The organism is Chitinophaga sp. S165 (assembly GCF_003182155.1).
Classification (GTDB): Bacteria; Bacteroidota; Bacteroidia; order Chitinophagales; family Chitinophagaceae; genus Chitinophaga.
The window spans coordinates 251,519-277,016 of record NZ_QGTG01000002.1; the positions used below are offsets into that span (position 1 = coordinate 251,519).

21 protein-coding genes are annotated in these 25,498 nt (G+C 45.6%); 12 read left to right on the forward strand and 9 right to left on the reverse strand.

Translation table 11 applies throughout. The features are described 5' to 3' along the window. Window positions 1-271 precede the first annotated feature (271 nt). The 5 genes from C7475_RS09115 (at window position 272) to C7475_RS09135 (ending at window position 4,234) form a co-directional block, all read left to right on the forward strand. A complete protein-coding gene (locus C7475_RS09115; RefSeq protein ID WP_110053059.1) occupies window positions 272-1,012 on the forward strand; it encodes a Bax inhibitor-1/YccA family protein in 741 nt (246 codons plus the stop codon). Between the two features lie 320 nt (window positions 1,013-1,332). Next, entirely contained in the window at window positions 1,333-1,650 is a 318-nt protein-coding gene (locus C7475_RS09120) for a carboxypeptidase-like regulatory domain-containing protein (protein WP_110053060.1), read from the forward strand. Window positions 1,651-1,798: 148 nt separating this feature from the next. Beyond that, window positions 1,799-2,557 carry a head GIN domain-containing protein gene (locus C7475_RS09125; RefSeq protein ID WP_110053061.1) on the forward strand — a complete coding sequence of 253 codons (759 nt, stop codon included), beginning with the start codon at window positions 1,799-1,801 and terminating at the stop codon, window positions 2,555-2,557. Window positions 2,558-2,574: 17 nt separating this feature from the next. Continuing rightward, complete coding sequence (locus C7475_RS09130; protein ID WP_110053062.1) at window positions 2,575-3,249, forward strand: RNA polymerase sigma factor; 675 nt, start codon at window positions 2,575-2,577, stop codon at window positions 3,247-3,249. A 4-nt stretch (window positions 3,250-3,253) separates the two neighbouring features. Next, complete coding sequence (locus C7475_RS09135; RefSeq protein ID WP_110053063.1) at window positions 3,254-4,234, forward strand: FecR family protein; 981 nt, start codon at window positions 3,254-3,256, stop codon at window positions 4,232-4,234. A 63-nt stretch (window positions 4,235-4,297) separates the two neighbouring features. Here C7475_RS09135 and C7475_RS33255 read toward each other — a convergent pair whose 3' ends face one another. The 7 genes from C7475_RS33255 to C7475_RS09175 form a co-directional block, all read right to left on the reverse strand. Beyond that, entirely contained in the window at window positions 4,298-5,590 is a 1,293-nt protein-coding gene (locus C7475_RS33255; protein ID WP_233259805.1) for a 2'-5' RNA ligase family protein, read from the reverse strand. 9 nt (window positions 5,591-5,599) lie between these two features. Continuing rightward, window positions 5,600-6,865, reverse strand: a complete 1,266-nt coding sequence (gene kynU, locus C7475_RS09150) for a kynureninase (protein ID WP_110053064.1) — start codon at window positions 6,863-6,865, stop codon at window positions 5,600-5,602. Between the two features lie 113 nt (window positions 6,866-6,978). Then, entirely contained in the window at window positions 6,979-7,764 is a 786-nt protein-coding gene (locus C7475_RS09155; RefSeq protein ID WP_110053065.1) for a TIGR00266 family protein, read from the reverse strand. 173 nt (window positions 7,765-7,937) lie between these two features. Further along, window positions 7,938-11,498: an efflux RND transporter permease subunit gene (locus C7475_RS09160; RefSeq protein WP_110053066.1), complete on the reverse strand. Its 3,561-nt coding sequence runs from the start codon at window positions 11,496-11,498 to the stop codon at window positions 7,938-7,940. A gap of 17 nt (window positions 11,499-11,515) precedes the next feature. Continuing rightward, complete coding sequence (locus C7475_RS09165; RefSeq protein WP_110053067.1) at window positions 11,516-12,622, reverse strand: efflux RND transporter periplasmic adaptor subunit; 1,107 nt, start codon at window positions 12,620-12,622, stop codon at window positions 11,516-11,518. A gap of 39 nt (window positions 12,623-12,661) precedes the next feature. Further along, the gene (locus C7475_RS09170; protein ID WP_158286463.1) at window positions 12,662-14,029 is read right to left on the reverse strand and encodes a TolC family protein; all 1,368 of its coding nucleotides are present in this window, start codon (window positions 14,027-14,029) and stop codon (window positions 12,662-12,664) included. 13 nt (window positions 14,030-14,042) lie between these two features. After that, the gene (locus tag C7475_RS09175; protein WP_110053069.1) at window positions 14,043-14,654 is read right to left on the reverse strand and encodes a TetR/AcrR family transcriptional regulator; all 612 of its coding nucleotides are present in this window, start codon (window positions 14,652-14,654) and stop codon (window positions 14,043-14,045) included. Window positions 14,655-14,987: 333 nt separating this feature from the next. Here C7475_RS09175 and C7475_RS09180 point away from each other — a divergent pair, with 333 nt between their 5' ends. The 7 genes from C7475_RS09180 to C7475_RS09210 all read left to right on the forward strand — a co-directional run bounded on the left by C7475_RS09180 (window position 14,988) and on the right by C7475_RS09210 (window position 23,118). Next, window positions 14,988-15,626 (forward strand): DUF502 domain-containing protein, encoded by a 639-nt coding sequence (locus C7475_RS09180; protein ID WP_110053070.1) that lies wholly within the window; start codon window positions 14,988-14,990, stop codon window positions 15,624-15,626. A 76-nt stretch (window positions 15,627-15,702) separates the two neighbouring features. Beyond that, complete coding sequence (locus C7475_RS09185) at window positions 15,703-16,644, forward strand: zinc dependent phospholipase C family protein (RefSeq protein ID WP_110053071.1); 942 nt, start codon at window positions 15,703-15,705, stop codon at window positions 16,642-16,644. A 183-nt stretch (window positions 16,645-16,827) separates the two neighbouring features. Beyond that, window positions 16,828-17,898 carry a 3-phosphoserine/phosphohydroxythreonine transaminase gene (gene serC / locus C7475_RS09190; protein ID WP_110053072.1) on the forward strand — a complete coding sequence of 357 codons (1,071 nt, stop codon included), beginning with the start codon at window positions 16,828-16,830 and terminating at the stop codon, window positions 17,896-17,898. A 141-nt stretch (window positions 17,899-18,039) separates the two neighbouring features. After that, window positions 18,040-19,281: a DUF1015 domain-containing protein gene (locus C7475_RS09195; protein WP_110053073.1), complete on the forward strand. Its 1,242-nt coding sequence runs from the start codon at window positions 18,040-18,042 to the stop codon at window positions 19,279-19,281. A gap of 381 nt (window positions 19,282-19,662) precedes the next feature. Continuing rightward, window positions 19,663-20,742, forward strand: a complete 1,080-nt coding sequence (locus C7475_RS09200) for a lipopolysaccharide assembly protein LapB (RefSeq protein WP_158286464.1) — start codon at window positions 19,663-19,665, stop codon at window positions 20,740-20,742. 39 nt (window positions 20,743-20,781) lie between these two features. Next, entirely contained in the window at window positions 20,782-22,440 is a 1,659-nt protein-coding gene (gene paaN, locus C7475_RS09205; protein ID WP_110053075.1) for a phenylacetic acid degradation protein PaaN, read from the forward strand. Window positions 22,441-22,455: 15 nt separating this feature from the next. Then, a complete protein-coding gene (locus tag C7475_RS09210; RefSeq protein ID WP_110053076.1) occupies window positions 22,456-23,118 on the forward strand; it encodes a YceI family protein in 663 nt (220 codons plus the stop codon). A gap of 76 nt (window positions 23,119-23,194) precedes the next feature. Here the strand turns inward: C7475_RS09210 and C7475_RS09215 are convergent, their stop codons facing one another. Next, window positions 23,195-25,018, reverse strand: a complete 1,824-nt coding sequence (locus C7475_RS09215; protein WP_110053077.1) for a serine hydrolase — start codon at window positions 25,016-25,018, stop codon at window positions 23,195-23,197. A gap of 78 nt (window positions 25,019-25,096) precedes the next feature. After that, a complete protein-coding gene (locus C7475_RS09220) occupies window positions 25,097-25,465 on the reverse strand; it encodes a helix-turn-helix domain-containing protein (protein WP_110053078.1) in 369 nt (122 codons plus the stop codon). Between the last annotated feature and the right edge of the window lie 33 nt (window positions 25,466-25,498).

Here is a 25,498-nt window from a genome sequence, read left to right on the forward strand (position 1 = left end):
TAGGTATAGCTATATGTTATGCCTCATAACTTTAAGTAATTGCCTGAGATCTCCCGCCGGGTCCAGCTTACACACGCGAATATATCATTGACAGTCTGCCTTGCTTGATACAAAGCTATTTCACTTTCTTCGTCTTCTGTTTATGTATTTGGGAATTTTGAGCAAATGAGATCATTATCAGCAGCTTGCCCTTATATTACGGGTGATGCTAATAAATAGCGATTTATTATGACTGAAGTTGTAATTTAGTGTACTAAAATTTTTTTATACCATGGCATTATTTCAATCCAATAACCCTGTATTCAATGAAAAAGTACTTCAGAAAGTGGGTTCCACTCATGCTGAAGGTGCTATGACAATCAAAGGGACAATTTACAAAATGACCTTCCTGCTGGCGCTGGTGATGATGGCGGCCATATATGCATGGGGCGCTCCGGCAAGGGAACAAAATGTTATGCCACTCCTTTGGGGAGGTGCGATCGGTGGTTTCGTACTGGCTATCATTATTACATTTAAGAAAGAATGGGCACAATACCTGGCGCCGGCTTATGCCTTGGCAGAGGGCTTGTTCCTGGGTGTAATATCGGTATACTACAGCAGCCTGTATGAGGGTATCGTATTGCAGGCAGTAGGTATCACATTTGCCACATTCCTGGCAATGCTGATCCTGTATGGCACCCGTATCATTCGTGCTACTGAAAAGTTTAAGGCGATCGTTTTCACTGCTACAGCGGGTATCGCACTGTTCTATATGCTGGCGCTGGTACTTAGCTTCTTCAATATCAATATTCCTTTCCTGCATGAAGGCAGTACTATAGGTATTATTTTCTCGCTGGTAGTAGTTGTTGTTGCAGCACTGAACCTCATCATCAATTTCGATCTGATCGAAACCGGTGCTGCCCAAGGCGCTCCTAAGTACTTCGAATGGTATGCATCTTTTGGCATGCTGGTAACACTTGTTTGGTTATATCTGGAGATACTGCGCCTCCTGTCCAAACTCAACAGAAGATAGAATCTAGTTAAATTATAGATAGTATAAAAAGCCCGTACAAATGTGCGGGCTTTTTGTTGGCAGTATGCGCCATTTTGTTGCCCTGTTTCTCCATTCTGACATGACCATTTTGCACGTCTTGTCAGTCAACTGTTAAGGCTAAGCCCTTTACTGTTAAAGCCTTCGTAAAGGAATGTTAAAAACTGTCACATAGATTTATTATACCTCCGGTGGCATGGTAATTGATTTTCTTTACTCAGTTCTTTAGATCTCAGATCATAAGCAATATGCTTACACCACAAGGCCATACTTAATTGTATTAAACCTTTAAAATCTGAAAAATGAAATCAGTCAAGGTAAGCATATTCGCCCTGGTAGCTGCCGCTATATCAGTGCTCGCCTTCCGGAATATGGAAGGAGGAAGTATTTCCGGCAAGGTAGCTCCATTGGATGGCGCCGATCAGGTTTGGGCCATCCAGGGTGCAGATTCAATGAAAACGGACATAGCGGACGGAACATTCAATCTGCAGGGCGCGAAGGCAGGCACTTATACAGTGATCATTAATGCGAAACAGCCTTTTAAGGATGTGACCATTTCTGATGTGAAAGTGGATGAAGGAAAAGTGACCGACCTGGGCGAGATCAGACTAGAACAATAAATATGTAAGCAATAGTTGGTTTTCATAGGGGTTAATCAAAAAGCCGGTTAGATACGTCCGTATCACCGGCTCTTTTTTTTGTGTCATGTCCCCCCCTTCTAGGGGTAATTGTTCCCACCTCCGTTATAGTGTAAAGCCCCTTTGACATATGAAAAAGACTAATAATAGCACAAGTGTTCCCTATAACAAATGGAATACAATCGGATGGGAGTTGCTCTTACTGGCCGTTTTTAACCTGGTATTGGCATCATGCGCGAAAGAACGTATATCAGGCTCCGGCCATGTCATTACCGAAACGCGGGAGACCGAAGTGTTTACCGATGTAGAGGTTGACGGCCCTATACATGTACACCTCGAACAGGGACCAAACGCTCCGGTAAAGATCACCGCCGAAGATAACATCATGCGTGTTATCGATACCTATGTGAGCGGCAGTACACTGCATGTACGCATAAAAAGCGGGGTCAGGTTACATGATGTCAGGGATATTGATGTTTATCTGACATCTGCCACCTATAATGCTGTGCTCTTTTCGGGTTCAGGTAGCGTTGAAAGCCTGGACACCATCAGGACTGACAGGTTTGAATACAGGATGGATGGCAGTGGCAATGCCCGGTTCGAAATTATTGCCGACAGACTGGAAACGGAGATCAATGGAAGTGGAAGTATCAGGTTATATGGTACAGCCAGCGATTTCCACAGTAGAATAAACGGAAGCGGAGACATAGGTGGCATGGACCTCTACGTTGAGGATGCCGATATATCAGTAAAAGGTTCCGGAGGACATTCTCTGAATGTATCCCATTCATTGGACGTCAGCATACGTGGAAGTGGAGACGTGAGATATAAGGGAGCAGCAAGCGTAACTTCAGATATACAGGGATCAGGAAAAGTTATTAAATTATAATTTCGAAAGCGTCACACATGCAGGCTAGCTACATAGCAGCATTTTCAGGTACTGCCAGCAGTTTTGTGAGCAGGAATAAGGACAAAACCTATTTTTGCACTATGCCGGAAAATGCACAACTACAAAAACTATTACAGGAGAATGAGGAAGCCTTCATGGAAACGCTCTTCAGGACCTACTTTTCTTTTGTTTGTAAGACGATTTACCGCATTGTTCAGGATAATGCGACCGCTGAAGACCTTGCACAGGATGTCTTTGTCAGGATCTGGAACCGCCGCTCGGAGCTTCAGCAGGTATATTTTAAGGCTTATTTGCATAGAGCAGGTATTAACATGGCACTCGATTATATTGATAAGAACAAACGCAGAGGCGTCCATATGCCCATTGAGGATTATATGGAGCCTGTTCAGGCAGCCCCTGTCGGTCATAATAATCTGCGGCAGACTACGCAGCACATACAGCAGGCAATTGATAAATTGCCTCAGAAATGCCGGGAAATATTCATCTTAAGCCGTTATGAAGAGCTTACTTATAAAGAAATTGCGAGCACACTCAATATATCAGTTAAAACAGTCGAAAATCAAATGATCACAGCCTTAAAAAAACTCAGGGTTTCGTTGCAGGATTACCTGCAGGTGATCATATTATTCCTGGCTGGCGCCGCTATTTACCCTTTACTATTACAATTTTAACAGCATGTCATACACCTTTGACCATATAGAAACATTAATTGCCCGCTCGCTGGAGGGTCACCTTGATCCGGCTGAGCAGGAAGAGCTGAAAAGCTGGCTGGAGGAGAATGACGCAAACCGCCGGTATTACCAGGAACTGCTTAAAACGTGGGAATTGACCGGAAGTGCAGATGCGGATATACAACCGGATATCGAAGCCAACTGGGCAAGCTTTAGCAAGAAGATACAAACCAATACCCAACCCGTCGGCATTGTTCGTAACTACCGTTATATTGTACGTGCCGCAGCCGCTGTACTATTGCTGGGAGGAGCTGCTACCACCTGGTTTATGTTGAAAGGGCCAAACGAGATCACTGTGCAGACAGCTGCCAATGAGACCAATATCATTGTGCTGCCCGATGGAACCAAAGCGTTCATCAATAAAAACAGCAGCCTTCGTTATGCCGGCAACTTCGGAAAGGAAGATAGAACGATCCATCTGGAAGGAGAAGCATTTTTTGATGTAGTGAAAGATGAGGCCCATCCTTTTGTAGTGTATACCTCCCGGACAAAAACACAGGTACTGGGTACTACTTTCGATGTAAGGGCTTATGCTGTTCAACCTGTTGAAGTCTTTGTGCTTAGCGGAAAAGTGGCTGTATCTGACCAGGAAAAACAATCAAAAGAGGTCGTGCTGACAGAAGGCAGGAAAGTAACTTTAGGAAAGGACGAGAAGCTTGCTGAAGATGCCATTTCCAATCATGATTTCATTGCGTGGAAGGACAACATCATGGTCTTTAACGACGAGCCTATTGGTGATGTGATCAGGAAAGTGGAGGCGTTATATGGTGTAAAGATCGTTGCTGAAGAAAGCGTGGCAGATTATACCATCAAGACGAGGGTAACGCCGGATCAGCCATTGGAGCAGGTATTGGATGTTATTGCAGCAAGTGCTACAGCCAGCTGGGAGAAGGAAGGGAATGTGTATAAACTGAGCAGGAAATAAGAGGGAATGATAATCTACAACATAAAAAAAGGTGGTCTGTTTGACAGACCACCTTTTTTATTGTCAGGCTCCTCCCAGTTTGCATTTCTGCAAAACTTCCCAGGATTTGCCATTATGACGGAGGAAGTACAGGTTATTCACCTTGAATGTTGCTTTATATTCCTGATTTTCATATTCAGGCCATGCTTTTTCAAACTGCGCATCTTCCAGGTCTTTGAAAGCCACTGTTACGTGCGGAGTGAAGCCGGTACGGGCCAGCATAGTACTGAAACCAAATTCCTTACGCAGGAAGTTGATCAGCTGTCTGTGCAGGGCACTCATTGTTTCGCTCTTCTCTACGTTAATGAACAGAACGCGGTTCTGTTTATTCGGGAAGGTACCGAAACCATTGAGGGAAACCTCGAATGGAGCCTGTGTTTTGGCGAATTCCGCCAGTTCATCACAGAAAGCTTTTTCCAGTGCCGGATCTGCTGTGAAAGGCACCTGTAATGTAATGTGCGGAAGTACTTTCAGCGCATACATCGGTCCGAATTTCTCAGCAAAGTCCTGCTTTATTTTAATGATCTCCTTACCTACTTCAGCAGTAGGAAGTAAGGCGATAAAGTAGATTTTGTTATCAGGTTTTGGTGTAAACGGTTTCCTGTTACCACCAAAGCTTGGGCGACCTCCGCCACGGTTGTAGCCACCGCCACCACCGCCGCCGCGATTGTAGCCACCGCCACCACCGCCACCGCGATTGTAGCCGCCACCACCGCCACCGCGATCGTAACCACCACCACCGCCGCCACGATTGTAGCCGCCACCACCGCCACCGCGATCGTAACCACCACCGCCGCCGCCACGATTGTAGCCGCCACCACCGCCACCGCGGTCGTAACCACCACCACCGCCGCCACGATTGTAGCCGCCACCACCGCCACCGCGGTCGTAACCACCACCACCGCCGCGATCGTAACCGCCGCCGCCACCACGATTGTAGCCACCGCCACCGCCATCACGGTCTCCGTAACCACCACCACGATTGTAGCCGCCGCCACCGCCTTCGCGATTGAAGCCGCCATCATTATCACCACGATTGTAGCCACCGCCACCACCGTAGCCTCCATTGTCGCGCGGGCGATATCCACCGCCACCGCCGCCATCACGATCCCCACGATTGTAACCGCCGCCGCCTTCACGGTCAGAATTAAAAGGTCGGTCATTATCCCGGTTGTAACCGCCGGGTCTACCCTCTCTTTCACTATTAAAATCGGGTTTGAAGTAACCGCTTGGTCTCTCCTTATTGGGATCTTGGTCTTTGTCTGTACCAGGAGGAGAGTAGGGCCTGCGGGGGCGTTCGTTTCTCTCAAAAGTCATCTTACTTAATTAAGCGTTTGAATCAATATTAGCTATGATTTCATAAAAATGAAATACGTCTCCATAAGAGTTATATAAGGGCGCCGGTGAAATGCGAATTACTCCGGGTTCCCGCCAGTCGACGATTATACCGGCGTCAGTCATCTTTTGTTGGATTTCTCTCCCTTTGTCATGGAAAAGCAAAGATAATTGAGCACCGCGTTCCTTACAATTTTTTGGCGTAATTATTTCAAATTTTATGTTTTCTATATGTTTTAACAGGAATTCAAGATAATTGGTGAGTTTTATGCTCTTATCTCTTAAAGCTGCCATCCCAGCGGACTCAAAAAGTTCCAGTGAGGCTTTTAATGCTACCATGTTAAATACCTGTGCCGTGCTAATTTGCCAGCCTTCTGCACGGCTTTTGGGTTTAAAACCCTTTTCCATTTTAAAACGGGTACTTTCTTCATTGCCCCACCAGCCACCTAGTCGTTGCCGGTCTATATCTCGGGCATGTCTTTCATGTATAAATGCTCCACCTACAGCGCCGGGGCCTCCATTTAAATACTTATATGAGCACCAAACGGCAAAATCTACTTCCCAGTCATGTAACTTCAAAGGTACGTTTCCTACTACGTGCGCCAGGTCGAACCCGGCTACAGCCCCAACTCTATGGGCCGCTTCCGTAATGGACTGCATATTAAACAATTGGCCGGTATAATAGTTTATTCCCCCCAATAATATTATTGCTAAGCTACTACTTTCCTGGTCAATAATATCAAAAATATCTTCCTCCCTGATCAAATACTCACCGGGCCGGGGAGCCACTTCTATTATCGCAGTTTCCGGATCAAAACCATGCAGCCGTACCTGTGTTTCCACCGCATATTGATCACTCGGAAAGGCGCCCGCCTCCATCAATATCTTAAAACGCTGCTTTGTCGGACGGTAAAAGCTCATCAATAACAGATGTAAATTGACAGTAAGCGTATTCATTACTGTTAACTCGTCCTGGCTGGCTCCTACTATATTCGTCAACGGCTTGCTGCAATATTGCTGATAATAAAGCCATGGATTTTCCGCATTCCAATACCCTTCTACCGCATGATGATGCCAGTCGTTCAGTTCCTGTTCTATAGCAGGTCTTACTTTTTTGGGCTGTAATCCTAAAGAGTTTCCGCAAAAATAAATAGCATCCTTTCCATTTCTCTGAGGAAAATAAAATTGCTCCCTGTGCGTCTTTAATGGGTCCGATTGGTCCTGCTCTTCAGCAAACTGCCTTGATAGTTCAAACATAAGTCAAAATTCCAGGTTTCTCTTACCCGATCCCGTTTAATCCGGTACTCTACTTAAAAAAATGAGTACTTTTCCCTCCTGGGGCAAACGGGACCGCTATAACGTGTCTCCAATCAGTCTCCGTCCAGTAAATTCCCTATTCCTCCCAGTATACTACCCTCTTCCTTACGCTTTCCTGTACCATAAGAAACAATTCTCGCGGCCATTCTGCTGATAGGTAAGGATTGTATCCAGACTTTACCCGGACCTCTTAACGTGGCAAAGAACAAACCTTCGCCACCGAAAACCATATTCTTGATACCTTTTACAAATTCAACGTCAAAATGCACTCCCGCAGTATACGCCACCACACATCCCGTATCAATTTTTAATACCTGACCAGGCTGTAACTGCTTCTCTATCACCATACCTCCTGCATGCACAAATGCCATACCATCTCCTTCCAGCTTCTCCATTATAAAGCCTTCCCCGCCAAAGATGCCAGTCCCCAGCCTTCTCTGCCACTCAATGCCAATACTAACACCTTTCGCTGCACATAAGAACGCATCCTTCTGGCAGATCACCTTTCCACCCATCTGCTGCAAGTCCATCGGAATGATCTTACCCGGGTACGGCGCAGCAAAACTTACTTTCTGCTTGCCATGTCCCGCATTCGTAAATGCAGTCATAAACAGGCTCTCACCTGTCAGTATCCTTTTACCGGCTGACATCAATTTTCCCAGAAGTCCCTGATTAGGTTGTGAACCATCCCCGAACATTGTTTGCATCTGAATCTCCTGGTCCATCATCATGAAACTGCCGCTTTCAGCTATTGCAGTCTCCTGGGGATCCAGTTCTATCTCGACAATCTGTATTTCTTCGCCATAGATACGGTAATCTATTTCATGGTTGCGTCGCATAGCGTATGATATATTAACCAGGTTAACAAGAATGGTTCTTGCAGATCAAAAATAAGTAATTGAACCCGCAGTCAATTGTTAAAGTTTGTTAAGGTGTAAAAAAAAGAAACCGTCTCGTGGACACGAGACGGTACCTGTTAAACCTACAACTGTTACACTGTATATAGTGTGAACTAAACTCTTTCGGCTACCTTCTTATCATGATGATGCTTCTGCGCAGGCGCCTCATGCTCCTCCTCCCCGGTCGGGAAGAAGTTATAAGGCTTAGATGATACGTACTTAGGATCATGCAATTTGCGCACTTCCCCTTTTGGCATCAGCACCTTCAGTATCAGCACCATGAAAGGCATGTATTTAAAGGCCCGTGGTATTTTATAGTAGTCGAGTACATCAATTGAACGCTTGTTCATGGCGTACATCACCGGTACCAGGATCAGGGTCAGAAAGGTGGCAAACACCAGACCGTACACCATTGTCCAGGCCAGCGGGCCCCAGAACGCAACGTTATCACCTCCGAAGAAGATATGCGGCTCAAATGATGAGAATAACTCCGCAAAATCAATATTAAATCCAACCGCTAACGGTATCAGACCCAGAATAGCCGCAATAGCTGTCAGCAATACCGGCGTCATACGCGTTCTGCCCGCTTCGATCACAGCCTCATATACCGGCATCTTCTGTTGTACCAGGAGGTCAGTGAACTCTACCAGTACTATACCGTTACGTACCACGATACCTGCCAGCGCCATGATACCTACTCCCGTCATTACAATCGAAATATCCATTCCGAAGATGGCAAAGCCCAGGAACACACCGATGATCGAGAACAATATCTCCATGAAAATAACAAGCGGCCGCCCTATAGAGTTGAACTGCGTTACCATGATCATCAGGATCAGACCGAACGCACCCAGCATTGCAAAACCCAGGAAGTTAGAAGTTTCCTGCTGGTCTTCCTGCTCACCCGTCATCTTTACAGTAATACCCTGCGATTTCGGGAAATCCTGCAGCGCCGTCTGGATCTGCTGTACCACCTCGTTGGTATTAAAGCCTGTCAGTACATTCGAATATAATGTTACCACACGCTTCTGATCAATACGTTTAATACTTGCGTACGTGTTGGAATATTTAATGTCGGCTACCGCTGATAACGGCACCTGACGGATCGCTCCCGCCATATTCATATCACGGTATACGATGTTCAGGTTCATCAGGGTATTGATATTATTACGCTGATCTTCCTTGAATCGTACCATGATCTTATAGTCGTCTTCCGGATCACGGAACTTCGATACTTCCTGTCCGTATAACGCTGTACGCAACGCCATACCAATAGTAGTAGTTGAAATACCTTCCCTGTTCGCGCGCTCACGATCAATGTTTACCAGTATCTCAGGTTTGTTACTCTGAAAATCTGACTTCAACTCTTCCACACCACCTATCTGCAGAGAATCCAGGTAGCGTTTTAATTTTGCTGCGCCTGCGGTGAGCTCTTCAAACTCATCACCGGAGATCTCAATATTGATCGGCTTACCTGTTGGAGGACCACCTTGCTCCTGCTCAACTGTAATGTCTACACCAGGAATACCTCTTACTGCTTTACGGATCTTGTCCAGGTACTGTACAGTAGAATTTCCGTTACGTTGGCCAAACTCCACAAACGCTACTGTTACCTTACCCTTATGCGGCTGCACACTCATGTCCATCTGTGATGGATCACCCGCGCCTACTGCTACGTTGGAGATGATAGATTCTACGATCGGATTCTTTTGTCCTACTGCTGCAGTGATCTTCTGTTCAATGATATGAGTGATCGAGTCTGTATACTTCTGATCAGTACCCATTGGCAGTTCTATATAAGTATAGATGAAGTTCGGGTCTGCCTGTGGGAAGAACACCACCTTCGGGCTACGGATCACAGTCAGCATAATACTGAACACCAGTAATCCGAATGTTGCCAGTACGATCCAGATAGGACGCCATCCAACAAGACACCACTTAAGGATACGTTTGTAACGCTCCTGCACACGTGGCCATATATTGCTCTGGAAACGGCGGGCTACGCCGCCAAGCCAGAAACGCTCCAATACAACCAGCAGGTACATGAATACAGTGAAGTTACCAACACCTGTACTACCGGCCGCATATCCTATAAGCGCGATGAAAGCAAATACGCCTGTAACTATCGCAAACTTCCTGTTGAACGTTGGCTTAGGATGATGTTCTCCTTCATGACGGTCCATGAAGTCTACTGCAAACACCGGATTGATAATATAGGCTACGATCAATGATGCTCCCAGTGTAGTGATCAACGTTACCGGCAGGAAGAACATGAAACTACCGATAATGCCTGGCCAGAAAAGTAAAGGGAAGAACGGCGCCAATACTGTCAGCGTTCCGGAGAACACTGGCAGGAACACCTCTCCCGCCGCCATCTTCGCAGCCTTTACAATACCCAGGTCTTTTCTTGTATAGAAAATGCGATGCACGTTCTCTATCACCACGATCGCATCGTCCACCACAATACCCAATGCGAGCAGGAAGGAGAACAACACCATCATGTTCAGCGTAAAGTCAAATGCCGGCATCAGCAGGAATGCAATGAACATGGAGATCGGTACGGACAACGCCACGAAGATCGCGTTCACGGCGCCCATGAAGAACATCAGGATCACTGTTACCAGGATGAAACCGATGATGATCGTATTGATCAGATCATGCAGGGTCACACGTGTTTTTGTAGACTGATCCGCAGTGATCGTTACATCAAGTCCTTTAGGCAGATAATCCTTACGCATTTCCTCAATGATCACATGGATCTTATCAGACGCGTCGATCAGGTTCTTACCACTCTGTTTAATAACGTTCAGCGTAATTACATTCTTACCGTCGAGGCGTGCATAACTTTCCTGTTCTTCAAAACCATCTACTACTTCTGCTACGTCTTTCAGATATACTACAGCACCAGACATACCGCGTATAACGATGTTGCGGATCTTCGATGCGTCTTTATATTCACCTTTCACACTCAATGTACGCTTCTGTCCATCCATAGATACCAGACCTCCGGAGATAGTGCGGTTTTCCATGGCAATAGCATTAGCCACATCATCAAAGCTGATCCTGGACGCATCCATTTTATATTTGTCTACGTTGATCTGGATCTCTCTTTCCAATGCGCCAACGATGTCAACACGCGTGATCTCATTCAATGCTTCGATACGGTCCTGCATTTCGTCTGCATACTTCTTGAGTGACTGCAGGTCGAAATCGCCCGACAGGTTAACGTTCATAATAGGTATCTGTGATACGTCTATCTTGATGATCTGTGGTTCCTGTGTAAGGTCATTCGGCAGGTCTTTCTTTGCATCATCTACTTTCTCACGTACTTCCTGCCGCGCAGTTTCCATATTTTCACTGGCGTCAAATTCGATGGTGATGGCGGAATAATCCTGCATGGAAGTACTCTTGATAGCCTTCACGCCGGAGATACCTCCCAGTTGTTTTTCGATGGGTTTTGTTACCAGTGTCTCCATATCTTCAGGAGCAGTACCACTATAAATAGTACTGATGTAGAACTGGGGGAACACTACCTCCGGAAACTGTTCCTTCGGCAGGCTCTGATATGACATGATACCTGCAAAGGCCAGGATAATGGTGGCTACATAAATGCTCACCTTATTATCTATCGACCAGCTGGTAGGTTTAAATTCTTTATTCAGATTGTCTTGCATAAACCAGTTTTAGAGTATTAAAGCTGGATAAGGTCATTATCGTTCAATCCCTGGTAACCGATAGTCACTATCTGTTCGCCAGCTTGCAGTCCGGTTTTGATTTCCGCCTTATCATTGTAGGTGCGTCCCATTTCGATCTCTCTTCTCTTTGCGACCATTTTGCCACCTTCTTTATCGGCCAGGATAACATAAGGTTTACCCAGGGAATATTGAATGATGTTCACAGGTATTACTACTGCCTTTGGTGCTACATAATCAACTATCTTCAAACGGGTGATCATGTTCGGACGCAGTGACGGATCATTCTGCAAAGGTATTTCCACTCTGATAGTACGGCTAACCGGATCGATCACTTTTGAAGCGAAACCTATTTTGGTACGTACCTGTTTGTCAATGTCCGGAAATTCCAGTACTACCGGATCACCTGTTTTTACTTTGCTGGCGTAACCTTCAGCAACGTTTGCGATAACACGCAGGTTGCTGCCATTCACTACACGGAAAGCAGGACTGCCTGGCGCTGCATTATCTCCCAGTTTAATGATCACCGCATCTACGGTACCATTGATCGGAGATATGATCCTCGCCTGTCCCATCTGGTCCTGCAGGGTAGCCATCTTCCTTTCGAGAGATTCCTTCTGAGTTTTTGCGTTCAGGTACTGTACTTCTGAACCTATCTTCTGATTCCAGAGGTTCTGTTGTTTCTGGAACATGGTATTAGCCAGGTCCAGCTGAGTACGCAGTTCCGCCATATTGGCCCTCAGTATCTGATCATCCACCTGAGCCAGCGCCTGTCCTTTGGATACAGACTGACCTTCTTTTACATGAATAGCAGTGATGATACCAGGCACTTTGGAAGACACGTTCACATTTTCTCTTGCATCAACACTTCCCTGTACATCTATGTAGTGTTCAAATACAGTATCTTCTACGGCAGCCACTACCACCGATTTCTTTTTACGTTCGGTAGTGTCTGTTTTCTTCATACCTTTTTCCAGTGTAGCGATCTGTTGTTTCAGATCAGCTTCCTGTTTCTTCAGTTCCGCCAGTTTGGCCTCAGGCGAAGGTGAGCCACAAGCGGCCATGAGAACGGTAATTAACAGAGCGGGACGATATATCTTAGACATATAATTAAGAGTTAATAGTTAAGTTGTTGTGTGCGTAGCTTACAGTTTGCCGTACGCTTTCAGGTAATCCACTTTTGAGATCGCCGCATTGTACAGTGCGTTGAAGTAATTGTTCTGCGCCTTGAGTAACTCATTTTCAGCAGTGCTCATTTCCAGACTGGAGCCTACACCTTCACGGTACTTAACCTGTGTTGTATTGTACACTTCCTGTGCCAGCGCCATGTTACTTTCCTGTGCTTCCAGTGTCAGGATGTTATTCCGGAGATTGGAACTGGATTGCGCCTGTTCCATATCAATACCCAGTTTTGTATTTTCCAGACTGATCTCTGTTTTCTTTACCTGCAGGAACGCCTGATCTTCTTTACGTCTGCGCTGTAACCCGCTGAAAATAGTAAATGAGAGGTTCACTCCGTATCCCACATATCCGTACCAGGTTTGACGGTCGAAGTAGTTGAACACATCACTCGCGCGGCTGATACCGGCAGTACTAAAGAGCGACAGTGTAGGTAATACGCCCAGTTTATAACGTTTCAGATCATACTCATACGCTCTTCGCTGTTCCTGCAGCAACTGGTATTCTATGCGCTGTGAATAATCAAAACGTTCAGCGGTAGCGGCAGATTTGATCTCTGCTGTTGTCAGCGTATCTGTGAGTGTGATAGTCTGCTGAATAGGCATACCCATCTGATACTTCAACGCAGCAATACCTACTTCTGTTACATTACGGAGCTTTGTTTCTTCTGTTTTCAGATTGGTCAGCTGTACTACGAGCCTGTCTACATCTAGCTTTTCAACAAGGCCATTTTTGTAGGTCTCCTGCGTTTCGCCCAGTAGTTTTTCCAGGTTGGTGATGTTGTTGGTCAGGATCTCAAGTGCGCGGCGTGCAGAGAGTACATTATAATATGCTTTGTACACATTCGCCTTTACATCGATCTCAGATTTCTGAACACCTTTGGCTGCCAGCTGTTCCAGGGTTTGGCGGGCCTGCAGGGCTACCAGTACGCTCGGATCGAATAGCACCTGTTTCAGCGTCACTTCACCGATCACATTGAACTTCAGTCCGAATGAAAAAGGCACCAGGGTACCTTTAGGCACTGTATCGCTGAAGTTAGAAGCATCGATCAATTGTTTCTGTACGATTGGGTTATGCTGAAAGGTTCCTGAACCAGCCAGGTTTGGAAGGGCCAGGCCACTTACTTCTTTATTTTTAGCCAGCTGAATGAGCTCATCCAGTTTGGCTGTACGCACGGTAGCCTGATTGGCCAGTGCGTAATCAACTGCCTGCTTTACAGACAGCGGAACATTCTCCTGCAGCGGTGGTTTTGGTTGCTGCTGGGCTATCCCATGGTGAAAGATCATCAGCAGCAGGAATCCTGTTAAACCTGCGTGCTTTTTGTCAAGTTGCATAAAGGTCATTGGTTTATTTCTGTAGTTGTAGTTTGTTCTCTTCTACTCGTTTATATCCTTCGGCTGATACCAGGCCATACAGAAAATGTTCCAGCACGATACACTGCACTTTACTCATATCGTATTTCCCATATGGAAATACATCTGGCTGGAAACACAGCATGGAGGTGGCCAGGCGGTACTGTGTCATAATTCCTATGTCAAAATCCGTTCTGTACAACCCTTCACGTACACCTCTTTCAAGGTTCTGTCTTACTGTCTTCTGCAGGTTGTTGTTCATATAATTCTGGAATACCTGGTAAGCCCTGGCATGAAACTTCTGAAGATCGAACAGGATAATAGGGTTCATGTTACGGAAACTCTGATCCATCATTTTCATGACCAGGAACAGCTCGTCAATTGCGTTTGAGGCCTTGTCCTGATTTTCGATGCACTCCTTGTCCATGTTGTCGAGATAACGGCTTATGGCGTGCATCACCAGTTCATCCTTATCAGCAAAATGTGCATACAGCGTCTTTTTTGACACTCCCATACGTTGGGCGATATCATCCATGGTGATTGAGCGTGTTCCGAATTGACAGAACAGACTGAATGCAGTATCCAGAATACGTTCCTGTATTTCCATTTTGTGATTTGTGTGTTCGTTCTTGGTTTTTTCTGTAAATCCTTATAATGGCGGCTGTTTATTCCATTCCCGGCTTCATAGTTTTCTTAGTGGTCTCCAACTTGATTTGCGATGCTGGGACAAAACTATGGAAACTTTTTAAACGATAATAGTTTCCAACGTAATTATTTTTAATATAGTTATCCAGTACTGCTTAATTGTTTAGATAACCATCTGTTTTACAGACTTATACATATCAACCGTCCCGGATAAAATAAACGATGTAACTTTGACGCCGTCAGATATTCATTTTCCTGGGTTCCCGGATCATACACGTATCTGCATTTAAATTATATGTCTCCTAAAACACGTCTTAAGCTTCTGGCGGCCCGCGTATTACGGTATTTTTTCCAGGGCTTACTGATACTGGCACCCATTGGCGTTACGGCGCTGACACTGTACTGGGTTTTTGTCACTATTGACAATATCATTCCTAAAGAGATCCTTCCTCTTGAAACTCCGCTGAAATACCTCCGTTACAAAGGGGTCGGATTTGTATTGGTACTGGCACTGGTGATCGTAGTCGGCTACTTGAGTTCTTCTTTTATTGTCGGCCGCATTTTCGCGTTGTTCGATCATTTGATGGAAAGAACACCTTTTATTAAATATATATACACCTCCGTCAAAGACGTCTTTGATGCTTTCGTCGGTGAGAAAAAGAAATTTGATCATCCTGTACTGGTACAGGTCTATGGTGTAGATGTATGGGAAATGGGTTTCATTACTCAGGCAGATGTTTCCAGTCTTGGTCTGGAGGGATATACAGCCGTGTATGTCCCGCATGCCTACGCCATTACCGGGAAGGTATTTATGGTGCCTGTCAGCAAGGTAAAACCGCTAACCAATATCTCTGCCGGAGAAGCTATGAAGTTTGCCGTGAGCGGTGGCGTCACAAACATCGAAGTGCATGAGAAGAAAGAAGCCCACGCTTAATATCAGCATTTTTATTTAATATTATAACGGAGTCCGATGGGCTCCGTTTTTTGTTAACCGCTTATTCCAAACAATCATGCACCACATTTTCCGGACCATCAGTCTGCTCATCTTTTCCCAGTCTGTATATGGTTGGGGATTCTTCGCCCATCAACGTATTAACCGGCTTGCGGTATTTACATTACCTCCGGATATGCTGGTACTGTACAAACCCAATCTTGAATATCTCACGACCCACGCTACTGATGCAGATAAAAGAAGATATATCATTGCTGAAGAAGGGCCGCGTCATTATATAGATATTGATCATTATGGACGGCCACCCTTTCCGGAGCTGCCACGTTCCTGGCAGGAAGCCGTGATACGGTATACCGCCGACACGTTGAACAGGTATGGTATCCTGCCCTGGTATATCGGGCAGATGGTATTGCGGCTAACAAAGGCCTTCCGCGATGGCGATGCCGACAAGATCATGAAGCTCAGCGCAGATATCGGCCACTATGTAGGAGACGCCCATGTACCGTTGCACGCCTGTTCCAATCATAACGGACAGCTTACAGGGCAGGAGGGCATCCACGGATTATGGGAATCCAGGATCCCCGAACTGATGGCTGATAAGTCATTCCGATATTGGGCAGGCAAGGCACATTATATAAAGGATATCAGTACAAGTACCTGGCAGATCGTGCTGGAAAGCGCAATGGCAGCCGACACTGTACTGCGGCAGGAAAAAATACTAAGTGACGCTTATCCCTCCGGCAGGAAATTTGCGCACGAAAGGCGCAATGGAAAACTTGTGAGAAATTACGCAACAACTTATGTAGAGAACTATCATTCGGTGTTGGGAGGAATGGTGGAACGCCGTATGCGGGCTGCTATCAGCGCCACGGCCAGCTATTGGTACACCGCATGGGTGAATGCCGGCATGCCGGTTTTAAACAGGCTGAAAGCAGGCAGGATAACAGACCCGCCGGTTCAGCCAGCCACAGCACCTATGATAGGCAGGCAGGAAGAATAAAAGAGCGACCCAATTAATTTCGATTTTAAAAAAATATAAATTATCTTTGTTAGTACTATCTTTTTAGCCTTATCCTACACGCGTTCAGCATCATAAGTGAAATGCCATACTTTTTTTTCCATTCCTCTGACAAAACCAAGCAAAGTGGAACAAGCAAACAATTTATTTAACTTAGAACGACCTATGAAGGTGCACAATTTTAACGCAGGGCCTTCCATATTGCCAAACGAAGTGCTGTACAAGGCCAGTAAAGCTTTGATTGACTTTGAGGGTTCAGGAATGTCAATTTTAGAAATAGGGCATAGAACACCGCTGTTTCAGGCTGTACTGGATGAGGCAAGGGATCTTGTAAGAGAGCTGATGCAACTCGAGGATGACTTCGAGGTGCTTTACCTTCACGGAGGTGCTACTACGCAGTTCATGCAGATACCCATGAACCTCCTTGAAAATGATGGTACAGCTTCTTATATCGATACCGGTGTATGGAGTAATAAGGCAATTAAGGAAGCCAAACAATACGGCTTCGTGGATGTAGCTGGCAGCTCTAAAGAGAGCAACTATAACCACATCCCCAAACAGTTTAACATTTCCCCGAAATCTACGTATCTGCACATTACGACCAATAATACCATCTATGGTACGCAATGGCAGAAGATACCGGAAACGAATGTTCCACTGGTTGCCGATATGAGCTCAGATATCTTGAGCCGCCCCATGGACTTTAATAAGTTCTCTCTCATCTATGCAGGCGCACAGAAAAACATGGGCGCTGCAGGTACTACGCTCGTTGCAGTTCGTAAAAGCATTTTGGGTAAGGTAACCCGTAAGATTCCTACCATTCTAGACTATCGCAATCACATTGAGAATGGTTCAATGTTAAATACCCCTCCCGTATTTGCGATCTACATCTCCATGCTCACGCTCCGCTGGCTGAAAGAACAAGGTGGCGCAGCTGCTATGGAAATACAGAACGAAAAGAAAGCAGCGCTGTTGTACAGCGAGATCGATCAGAACCCGCTGTTCCGTGGTACCGTGCAGAAAGAAGACAGGAGCCGTATGAACGTATCGTTCATCATGGATAAACCTGAACTGGAAGAAGAATTCCTGAAGTTCTGCAAGAAAGAAGATATCGTAGGCATCAAAGGACATCGCCTGGTAGGTGGTTTCCGCGCCTCTCTCTATAATGCACTGCCTTTCGAAAGTGTAGAAGTACTGGTGGAAGCCATGAAGTACTTCAGCCTGAAGAAAGCATAGTAATTTAGAATATAGTAATATCATATAAACAAAGGGTCCTGCGCTGCAGGGCCCTTTGCTATTTTCGACAATTCAAACACATACAAGTACTTAGACGGGAAAAATTAATTAGTTACTTTTGCGGCCTAACAATCTAATATCATGGCAATCATCAGACCGTTCAGAGGATTAAGACCTACTCAGGAACTCGCAGAAAAAGTAGCTGCCCGCCCTTACGATGTGCTCAGCGCAGCAGAGGCCAAAGCAGAAGCTGCTGGTAACCAGTACTCGTTTTACCATGTTTCCAAATCGGAAATTGACCTTCCTGAAGGTACCGATGCGCATAGTCAGGCCGTATACGATAAAGCGGCAGAGAACCTGCAGAAATTTATCAAAGAGGGTACCCTCTTCCAGGATGATGCGCCTTGCTATTACATCTACCGCCTCATTATGAACGGCCGTACGCAGACAGGGCTTGTATGTGCATCTTCCGTATCGGACTACAATATGGGGATCATCAAAAAACATGAATTTACCCGTCCCGACAAAGAACTGGACCGTATCAACAATATCAAGACCACCCGTGCACAGACCGGAAACGTATTCCTGGCCTATAACGATGTTCCTGAAGTAAACTCACTCATAGAGCATTGGGTACATGCCCACAAACCGGCTTATGATTTTACCGCTGCCGATGGCATCCAGCATACAGTTTGGGTAGTGAACGAGCCGGCCGCTGTAAATGAGATCACTTCCCTCTTCGCTTCCAAAGTACCGCATACATATATTGCTGACGGGCATCACCGTGCTGCATCTGCATCTCTGGTACAGAAGGAATTTGAAGAAAAACAGATGATCTCTACAGACGATCCGGCCAATTTCTTCCTGACCACGATCTTCCCGGCCAGCCAGCTGGTGATCCTGGATTATAACAGACTGGTAAAAGACCTCAACGGACTGACCAAAGAAGCGCTGATCTCCCGCCTGGAATATGACTTTACCGTAGAAGCTATCGGTCACCTGCCACAGCAACCGACCATGCTACACGAATTCAGCATGTATATTGACGGCAAGTGGTACCGCCTGGTGGCTAAAGAAGGTACGTATACCACAGATCCTATTGGCATCCTGGACGTGACCATCCTTTCCAACAATGTGCTGGACAAGATCCTGGGTATCAAAGACCAGCGTACCGACAAACGCATCGACTTCGTTGGTGGCATCCGCGGCTTGCAGGAACTGGTGAAGAGAGTGGACAGCGGTGAAATGAAGGTGGCCTTTGCACTGTATCCTGTTACCATCCAGCAACTGTTCGACATTGCCGATAGCGGTAATGTAATGCCGCCAAAAAGCACCTGGTTCGAGCCGAAACTGCGTGATGGCCTTATTTCACAGACGATTTAAGTATTCTGATCATATAATTATGGCGCCTGCCGGGGAGTATATCACTTCCTGGCAGGCGTTCCTGTTTAACGTATGTTTTACTCTCAAACGGCACAAAATCCTCTAATAGAAACAGCTTCATACAGCAACAAAATTTGATTCATCCTATATCCTATAGGCCCTCTACGCCGTTGTTAGCCCGTACTTTCTATATCGATCGATATAGAAAGTACGGCTAACAACGGCGTAGAGGGCCTTTGGATATAGAGATCGATCCTGATCAGGCCAAAGACGTATCGTTACAAAGACAATAATGCCCTGTTGCCTAAACTTGCTTTCTCCACCCCCTTCTGAATGTTTGGCACATTTTTTCTTTATTTTTACAGCAAACGTCTGACAGGCATGAATATGAGGGCATCTTTATTGAAAATGGGCTTATTTACAGCCATATTAATTTCATCTGTAATAAGTGTATCCGCTCAGGATGCAAGGGAATTGTACAACACAGCCACAGGATTTATACGCGACGGCGATTATTCCAATGCTATCCTGGTACTGAACCAGGCATTGCAACAGGAGCCGGACAACATAGAATACAAAAAACAACTCGGCTTTGCCTATTATCTCCAGGGAGATATGAATAAGGCTAAAAATGTAATAGAGCCCATACTGAATAAGAAAGAAGCCGATGAGCAGACATTCCAGATAGCGGGGAATATTTATCAATCCAGGCAGGAATGGAAAACAGCCCAGAAGCTGTATGAAAAGGCATTACGTAAATTCCCGGAAAGCGGGGAGCTATACAATGACAACGGACAGTTGCTCATGTTCCTGAAAGTATTCGAGGGTGGTATGGGCAGCTACCTGAAAGGCATTGAAAAGGCCCCGAACTTCCCCGGTAACTACTACAATGCTATCAAAGCATATGTGTACATGAACAACCCAATATGGGTGATCATTTACGGTGAGGTCTTTGTGAACCTGGAAAGTTACACAGCCCGTACGGCTGAAGTAAGGAATCTGCTGCTGGACGCTTATAAATCTTTATATAATGATCCGTCCCTGCTCACTAAAGCCATAGAAGACGAGAACGATATGAAGAACAGGAAAAAGCCTACGGCTGATTTTCTGTCTTCCTACAAAGCCTCTATGGGCAAACAGGCCAGTGTAGTGATGTCAGGTATCGATCCGGAAACGCTGGTCATGTTACGTACCCGCTTCCTGCTGGACTGGTACAACTTTGCCGGAGTGAAGTTCCCGTATGCGCTGTTCGATTTTCAACGCAGCCTGCTGAAACAGGGTATGTTCGAAGCTTACAATCAGTGGATGTTCGGCCCGGTGGCAAACCAGCCAGCTTACAGGGCCTGGACTACCATGCACAAGAAAGAATATGACACCTTTTTGCAATACCAACGTAATCATCCTTTGAAACTAAGACCGGATGAATATTACAATGATAATAAGTTTTCATTGGTGAGGTGATTGGACCATTAGCAGTTAATCAATCCACAAATTCCACATATGTTTAACATCAAACACCAAAACACAATTGAAAGCGCCGTTAAGGCGAATCATGAACGCGCTTTCTATTCACAGTATCCGGAACACCCTAAAGCCTATGGCGAAAATGCAGCAGAGCAGGGCGAAGCCCGTTATAAAGATCTGCTGCAGAAGCCTTACAAACAATTGCTGCAACCGGGGGAAACCAGCTGGGCGGGAGAAGAAGTATCTCCCTTCACCCAGGAAGCCCTGGGCATCACCTACCCGCTGTTCACTGCCGACGAGCTGGTGAACAGGGCAATGGCCGCCGCCCCGCAATGGCGTAACACCCAGGTAGACGTGCGCGCCGACATACTGGTAGAGACCCTCGAAAGCGTAAAGGAACGCTTCTTTGATATTGCCTATGCCACTATGCACACCACCGGCCAGAGTTTCATGATGAGTTTCCAGGCATCGGGCCCACATGCCAATGACAGGGCGTTGGAAGCGATCGCAATGGGATATCATGAGGGTAACCGGTATCCGTCGTCCCTGGTGTGGGAAAAGCCGATGGGCAAGACCTCACTGCAACTGAAAAAACATTTCCGGGCTATTCCAAAAGGCGTCGGCCTGGTGATCGGATGTTCCACCTTCCCGGTATGGAACTCACTTCCTGGTATATATGCTGACCTGGTAACCGGCAATCCCGTGATCGTGAAACCACATCCCAAAGCTATCCTGCCGATAGCCATTGTGGTTAGCGCCATTCAGCAGGTATTGCAGGAAAAAGGCTTCAGCCCAAGTCTCTGCCAGCTGGCAACAGATACCTCCGCAGCGCCGATCACGAAAACGCTGTGTGAACACCCAGGTATCCAGCTGATAGACTATACCGGTGGCAGCCAGTTCGGAAATTATGTAGAATCCCTCCCGAACAAGACCGTTTTCACCGAGAAAGCAGGTGTGAACTCTGTTATACTGGACAGTGTAGCCGATATTGACGCCGTGATGCAGAACCTGGCATTCTCCGTGTCCCTTTATTCCGGACAAATGTGTACCGCTCCGCAGAACTTTTTCATCCCCGGACAGGGTATTAATACGGCGAATGGAAAATTATCCTTTGAAGAAGTAGTACAGAAATTCAGAGATGCAGTTGTAAGCCTCGTTAACAACCCTAAAATGGGAGCTGGTACACTTGGTGCATTACAGAACGAAAACACGCTGCAAAGGGCGCATAATGCCGGTAAACTAGGAGCTAAAGTAATCCTCGAAGGACAACCATTGGTAAATGAAGAGTTTACCCGTGCCCGTGGTTGTACGCCTGCCATCCTGGAAGTGAGTAGCGCGGATAAACACATCTTCGAACAGGAATTATTTGGCCCGGTTTTGTTACTGATAAAAACGAAGGATACCAATGAATCGATCCAGCTGGCCCGGCAGATGGCACAGCAACATGGCGCTATTACCTGTGCTGCCTATACGACCAGCCCGGAAGTAAAGGAAAAGATAACCGAGGAAATGAATAACGTTTTTACGCCTGTATCATTTAACTTTACCGGGTTCATCTGGGTAAACCAACACGCGGCCTTTTCTGATTTTCATGTGACAGGAGGTAATCCTGCAGGAAATGCGAGCTTCACCAATCCGGAATTCATACTGAGGAGATTCGTATGGGTTGGGAACCGCGAAGTGGCCGGTAGCTGACCGAATAATTTGTTTATGAAATATATACTTTCCATCATGCTGATCATTTTTGCGGTAGCCTGCGAACAGGCACCCAAAGCTGATAAAGCAACCATTACAGAAGCTCATCCGGTAAAAGAGAGTGAAGGGAACTCGTACCAGGTAGATACCACTAACAGTACGATACAGTGGATCGGCACCAAGCCGACCGGGAAACACATTGGCTACTTTAAAGTACAGGAAGGAAAACTGTTTGTGAAAGATACAATGATCACCGGCGGGAACATCGTTATCAAAATGAGTTCCCTCGGAAATGTTGATCTCTCTAAAACAGACACCGTACTGCAACGCAAACTTGAAAACGAGTTGAAGGGTCCTTTGTTCTTTGACGTGGCTAATTTTCCGGTCGCTACTTTTGAGATCACCAGCATCTCCGATTTTACTCCTTCTGTAGGGAATGAAGTATTAATGAAGAACGCAAATTATACCGTACAGGGTAATCTGACAATTAAGGACATTACTAAAAATATCTCCTTCCCTGCTATCATCAAATTTGAGAAAGGTGAGATCACTGCACTGGCAAACTTCAATATTGACAGAACACTGTGGGGAATGACATACAGGGCTGATAAATCCATGCAGGATAAACTGATCAATTCAGCGGTGAACATCGAGTTCCGGCTGAAAGCCTCAAGATGATCCAGGTAAACTATAAATGAGAATGCCGCGAAGTACTTCGCGGCATTCTCATTTATAGTAATAAACTTCCATTATTTTATTTCTTCTTATTAGCCTTATATCTTCCATTAGGTTGAACAGATGTCATTCCGGTTACTTCTCCCTTCTCATTTACACTGAATTCTACAGCAAACCCTCTGAATTCTTTCAAAGCAAATTTATCTTTTTCAACAGGCACCAACGTAAAGTCCATTTGCCCTGGTACATTAAACATCAATTGATCTTCTCCTTTCAAATGGATGGTGCCTTCCATACCACCGAAGTCATAGACGCCGATGTATTTCTGTAAAGTTTCTTTGTTAAGCGGAATGGGCTTTGCTGTTCTGGCAAATATCACAGGATCTTTTATCCCAAGTTCTATTTCAGCATTCGTAATATCGCCGTTGAGATCTGTATTAAATTTCACCTTTGTTCCTCCTCCGTCAACGGTATCAATCTGCGCTGTTTCTTTATCGACAGTGAAGGTCTGGAAGATATCGAAGCGTTCATGTTTGAGATATTCTTTTTCATCCTCTATCAGGGCGAAGAGCGAATCATTATTTATAACTACTTCAAATTTACCGAAGGCGCTGCTGGCATAAGTGCCGGCATAGTCCTTCAGATCTTTACGGATCACTTCTGCTCCTTTTACCGTCACTTTCGCAGTATCTTTTTTAACGTCTTTCTGCATTGCTCTCATGTCATTTCTTTTCTTCATAGCAGTATCACTCCAGGCATAGTATTTTGTGCCCAGTAGTCTGTCAGAAAATATATTTCTGATAAGCCCCGGAACAGGAGATCCATCCTGGTTTGTGAGGACAATAATGCCGATACTATCTGATGGGAAAAAACAGGTATTGGCAGAAAATCCATCGATATTTCCACCATGCTCTACCTGGTAGTGGCCACGATAGGAAGATAACATCCATCCCAGGCCGTAGGCATCTCCAAAGATGTCATTGGGCAAACCTTTTACCGGGAGACTGGCTGGCATTGGCATCTGTGAGCTGATGGCCTCCGACACGTAACTGGCAGGTAGTACCTGCTTTCCATTGTATTTACCACCATTGATCCAGGCTATGACCCATTTCGACATATCATTGACATTACTGTTGATACTACCTGCGGGACCTATAGCCGTGATATCTTTATAGGGCCGTTTTTTGATCACACTGTCTTTTACAACACTGTATCCGAAAGCAGCGTCCTGCGATTTGAAACCCGCCAGAGAGGTAGTACTGCTTGACATTCCCAGGCTATCGAAAATGCGTGTTTTAATATTTTCTTCCCAGCTTTTACCGGTCAGCTTTTCTGCAACAACACCTTGTGCCATGAACATAAAATTGTTGTATTGCCATTTATACCGAAGCGGTTCATTTGGTACCATGTAACGGATACGGTATAAAAGAGAATCCCGACTGTTGGCCCCAAACAGGTACCATGACAGGTCGTATCGCGACAGGCCAGTACGGTGACTCATCATATCACGTAAAGTAACATGGGCGTTCAGATCATCGTTATTGAACACTAATTCAGGGAGGTATTGACGTACGGGTGTTTCGAAATCCAATTTACCTTCCTGTCTTAATATTCCCAGCAGACCGGAGGTAAAAGCCTTGCTACAGGAACCGATAGCGAATATAGTATTAGGTGTAACAGGAAGCTTTTTTTCATAGTCCCTGTAACCGAATCCTTTGGCATAGATGACTTTATTTCTTTCCACGACAGCAATGGCCACACCGGCAGTATGCCAGTCGGACAATACTTTTTCCACCATCTTGTCGATGCCGGCAAAACGTTGTTGTTGCTGTTTATCGTTAGTTTGGGCACTGGCGTACAGGGTAGCCAGCAAGAGGCTTAGATACAGGCTAACTTTCTTCATAGCGGGTGTTTAGTTAGCCTAAAGTAACAAAAAAAGATTACTTAAATCCGTAGTTCTTCATAACGTGGAAGCCGCTGCTCAGGCAGTGATGGCCTTGTCTTCATATATCAGACTTGAAAAATCGCACAGTTTGCTCAATAGATTGCACAACTCTACGCCGTGTTCAGTCAGTGAATAAGTCACTTTCGGTGGCATGCCCGGAAACTGATGACGTGTGATCAATCCGCTTTTTTCCAGCGTTTTTAACCTGTCAGATAATATATGATCGGTAATATAGGCCAGCTCTTCACGGATACCGGAAAAACGGTTATTACCTTCCTCTATACAAAAGAGGACATCTGTGGTCCAGCGCCTGCTCATTGTAAACAGCAGCTCATTTAGCGGACATTTACTTTCCAGGTAGGACTGATTCTGGAAGTTTGACGAATTCGTTTTTCTTTCAGCCATATACACACTTTTTTAGTACTATTCCCTCAATTT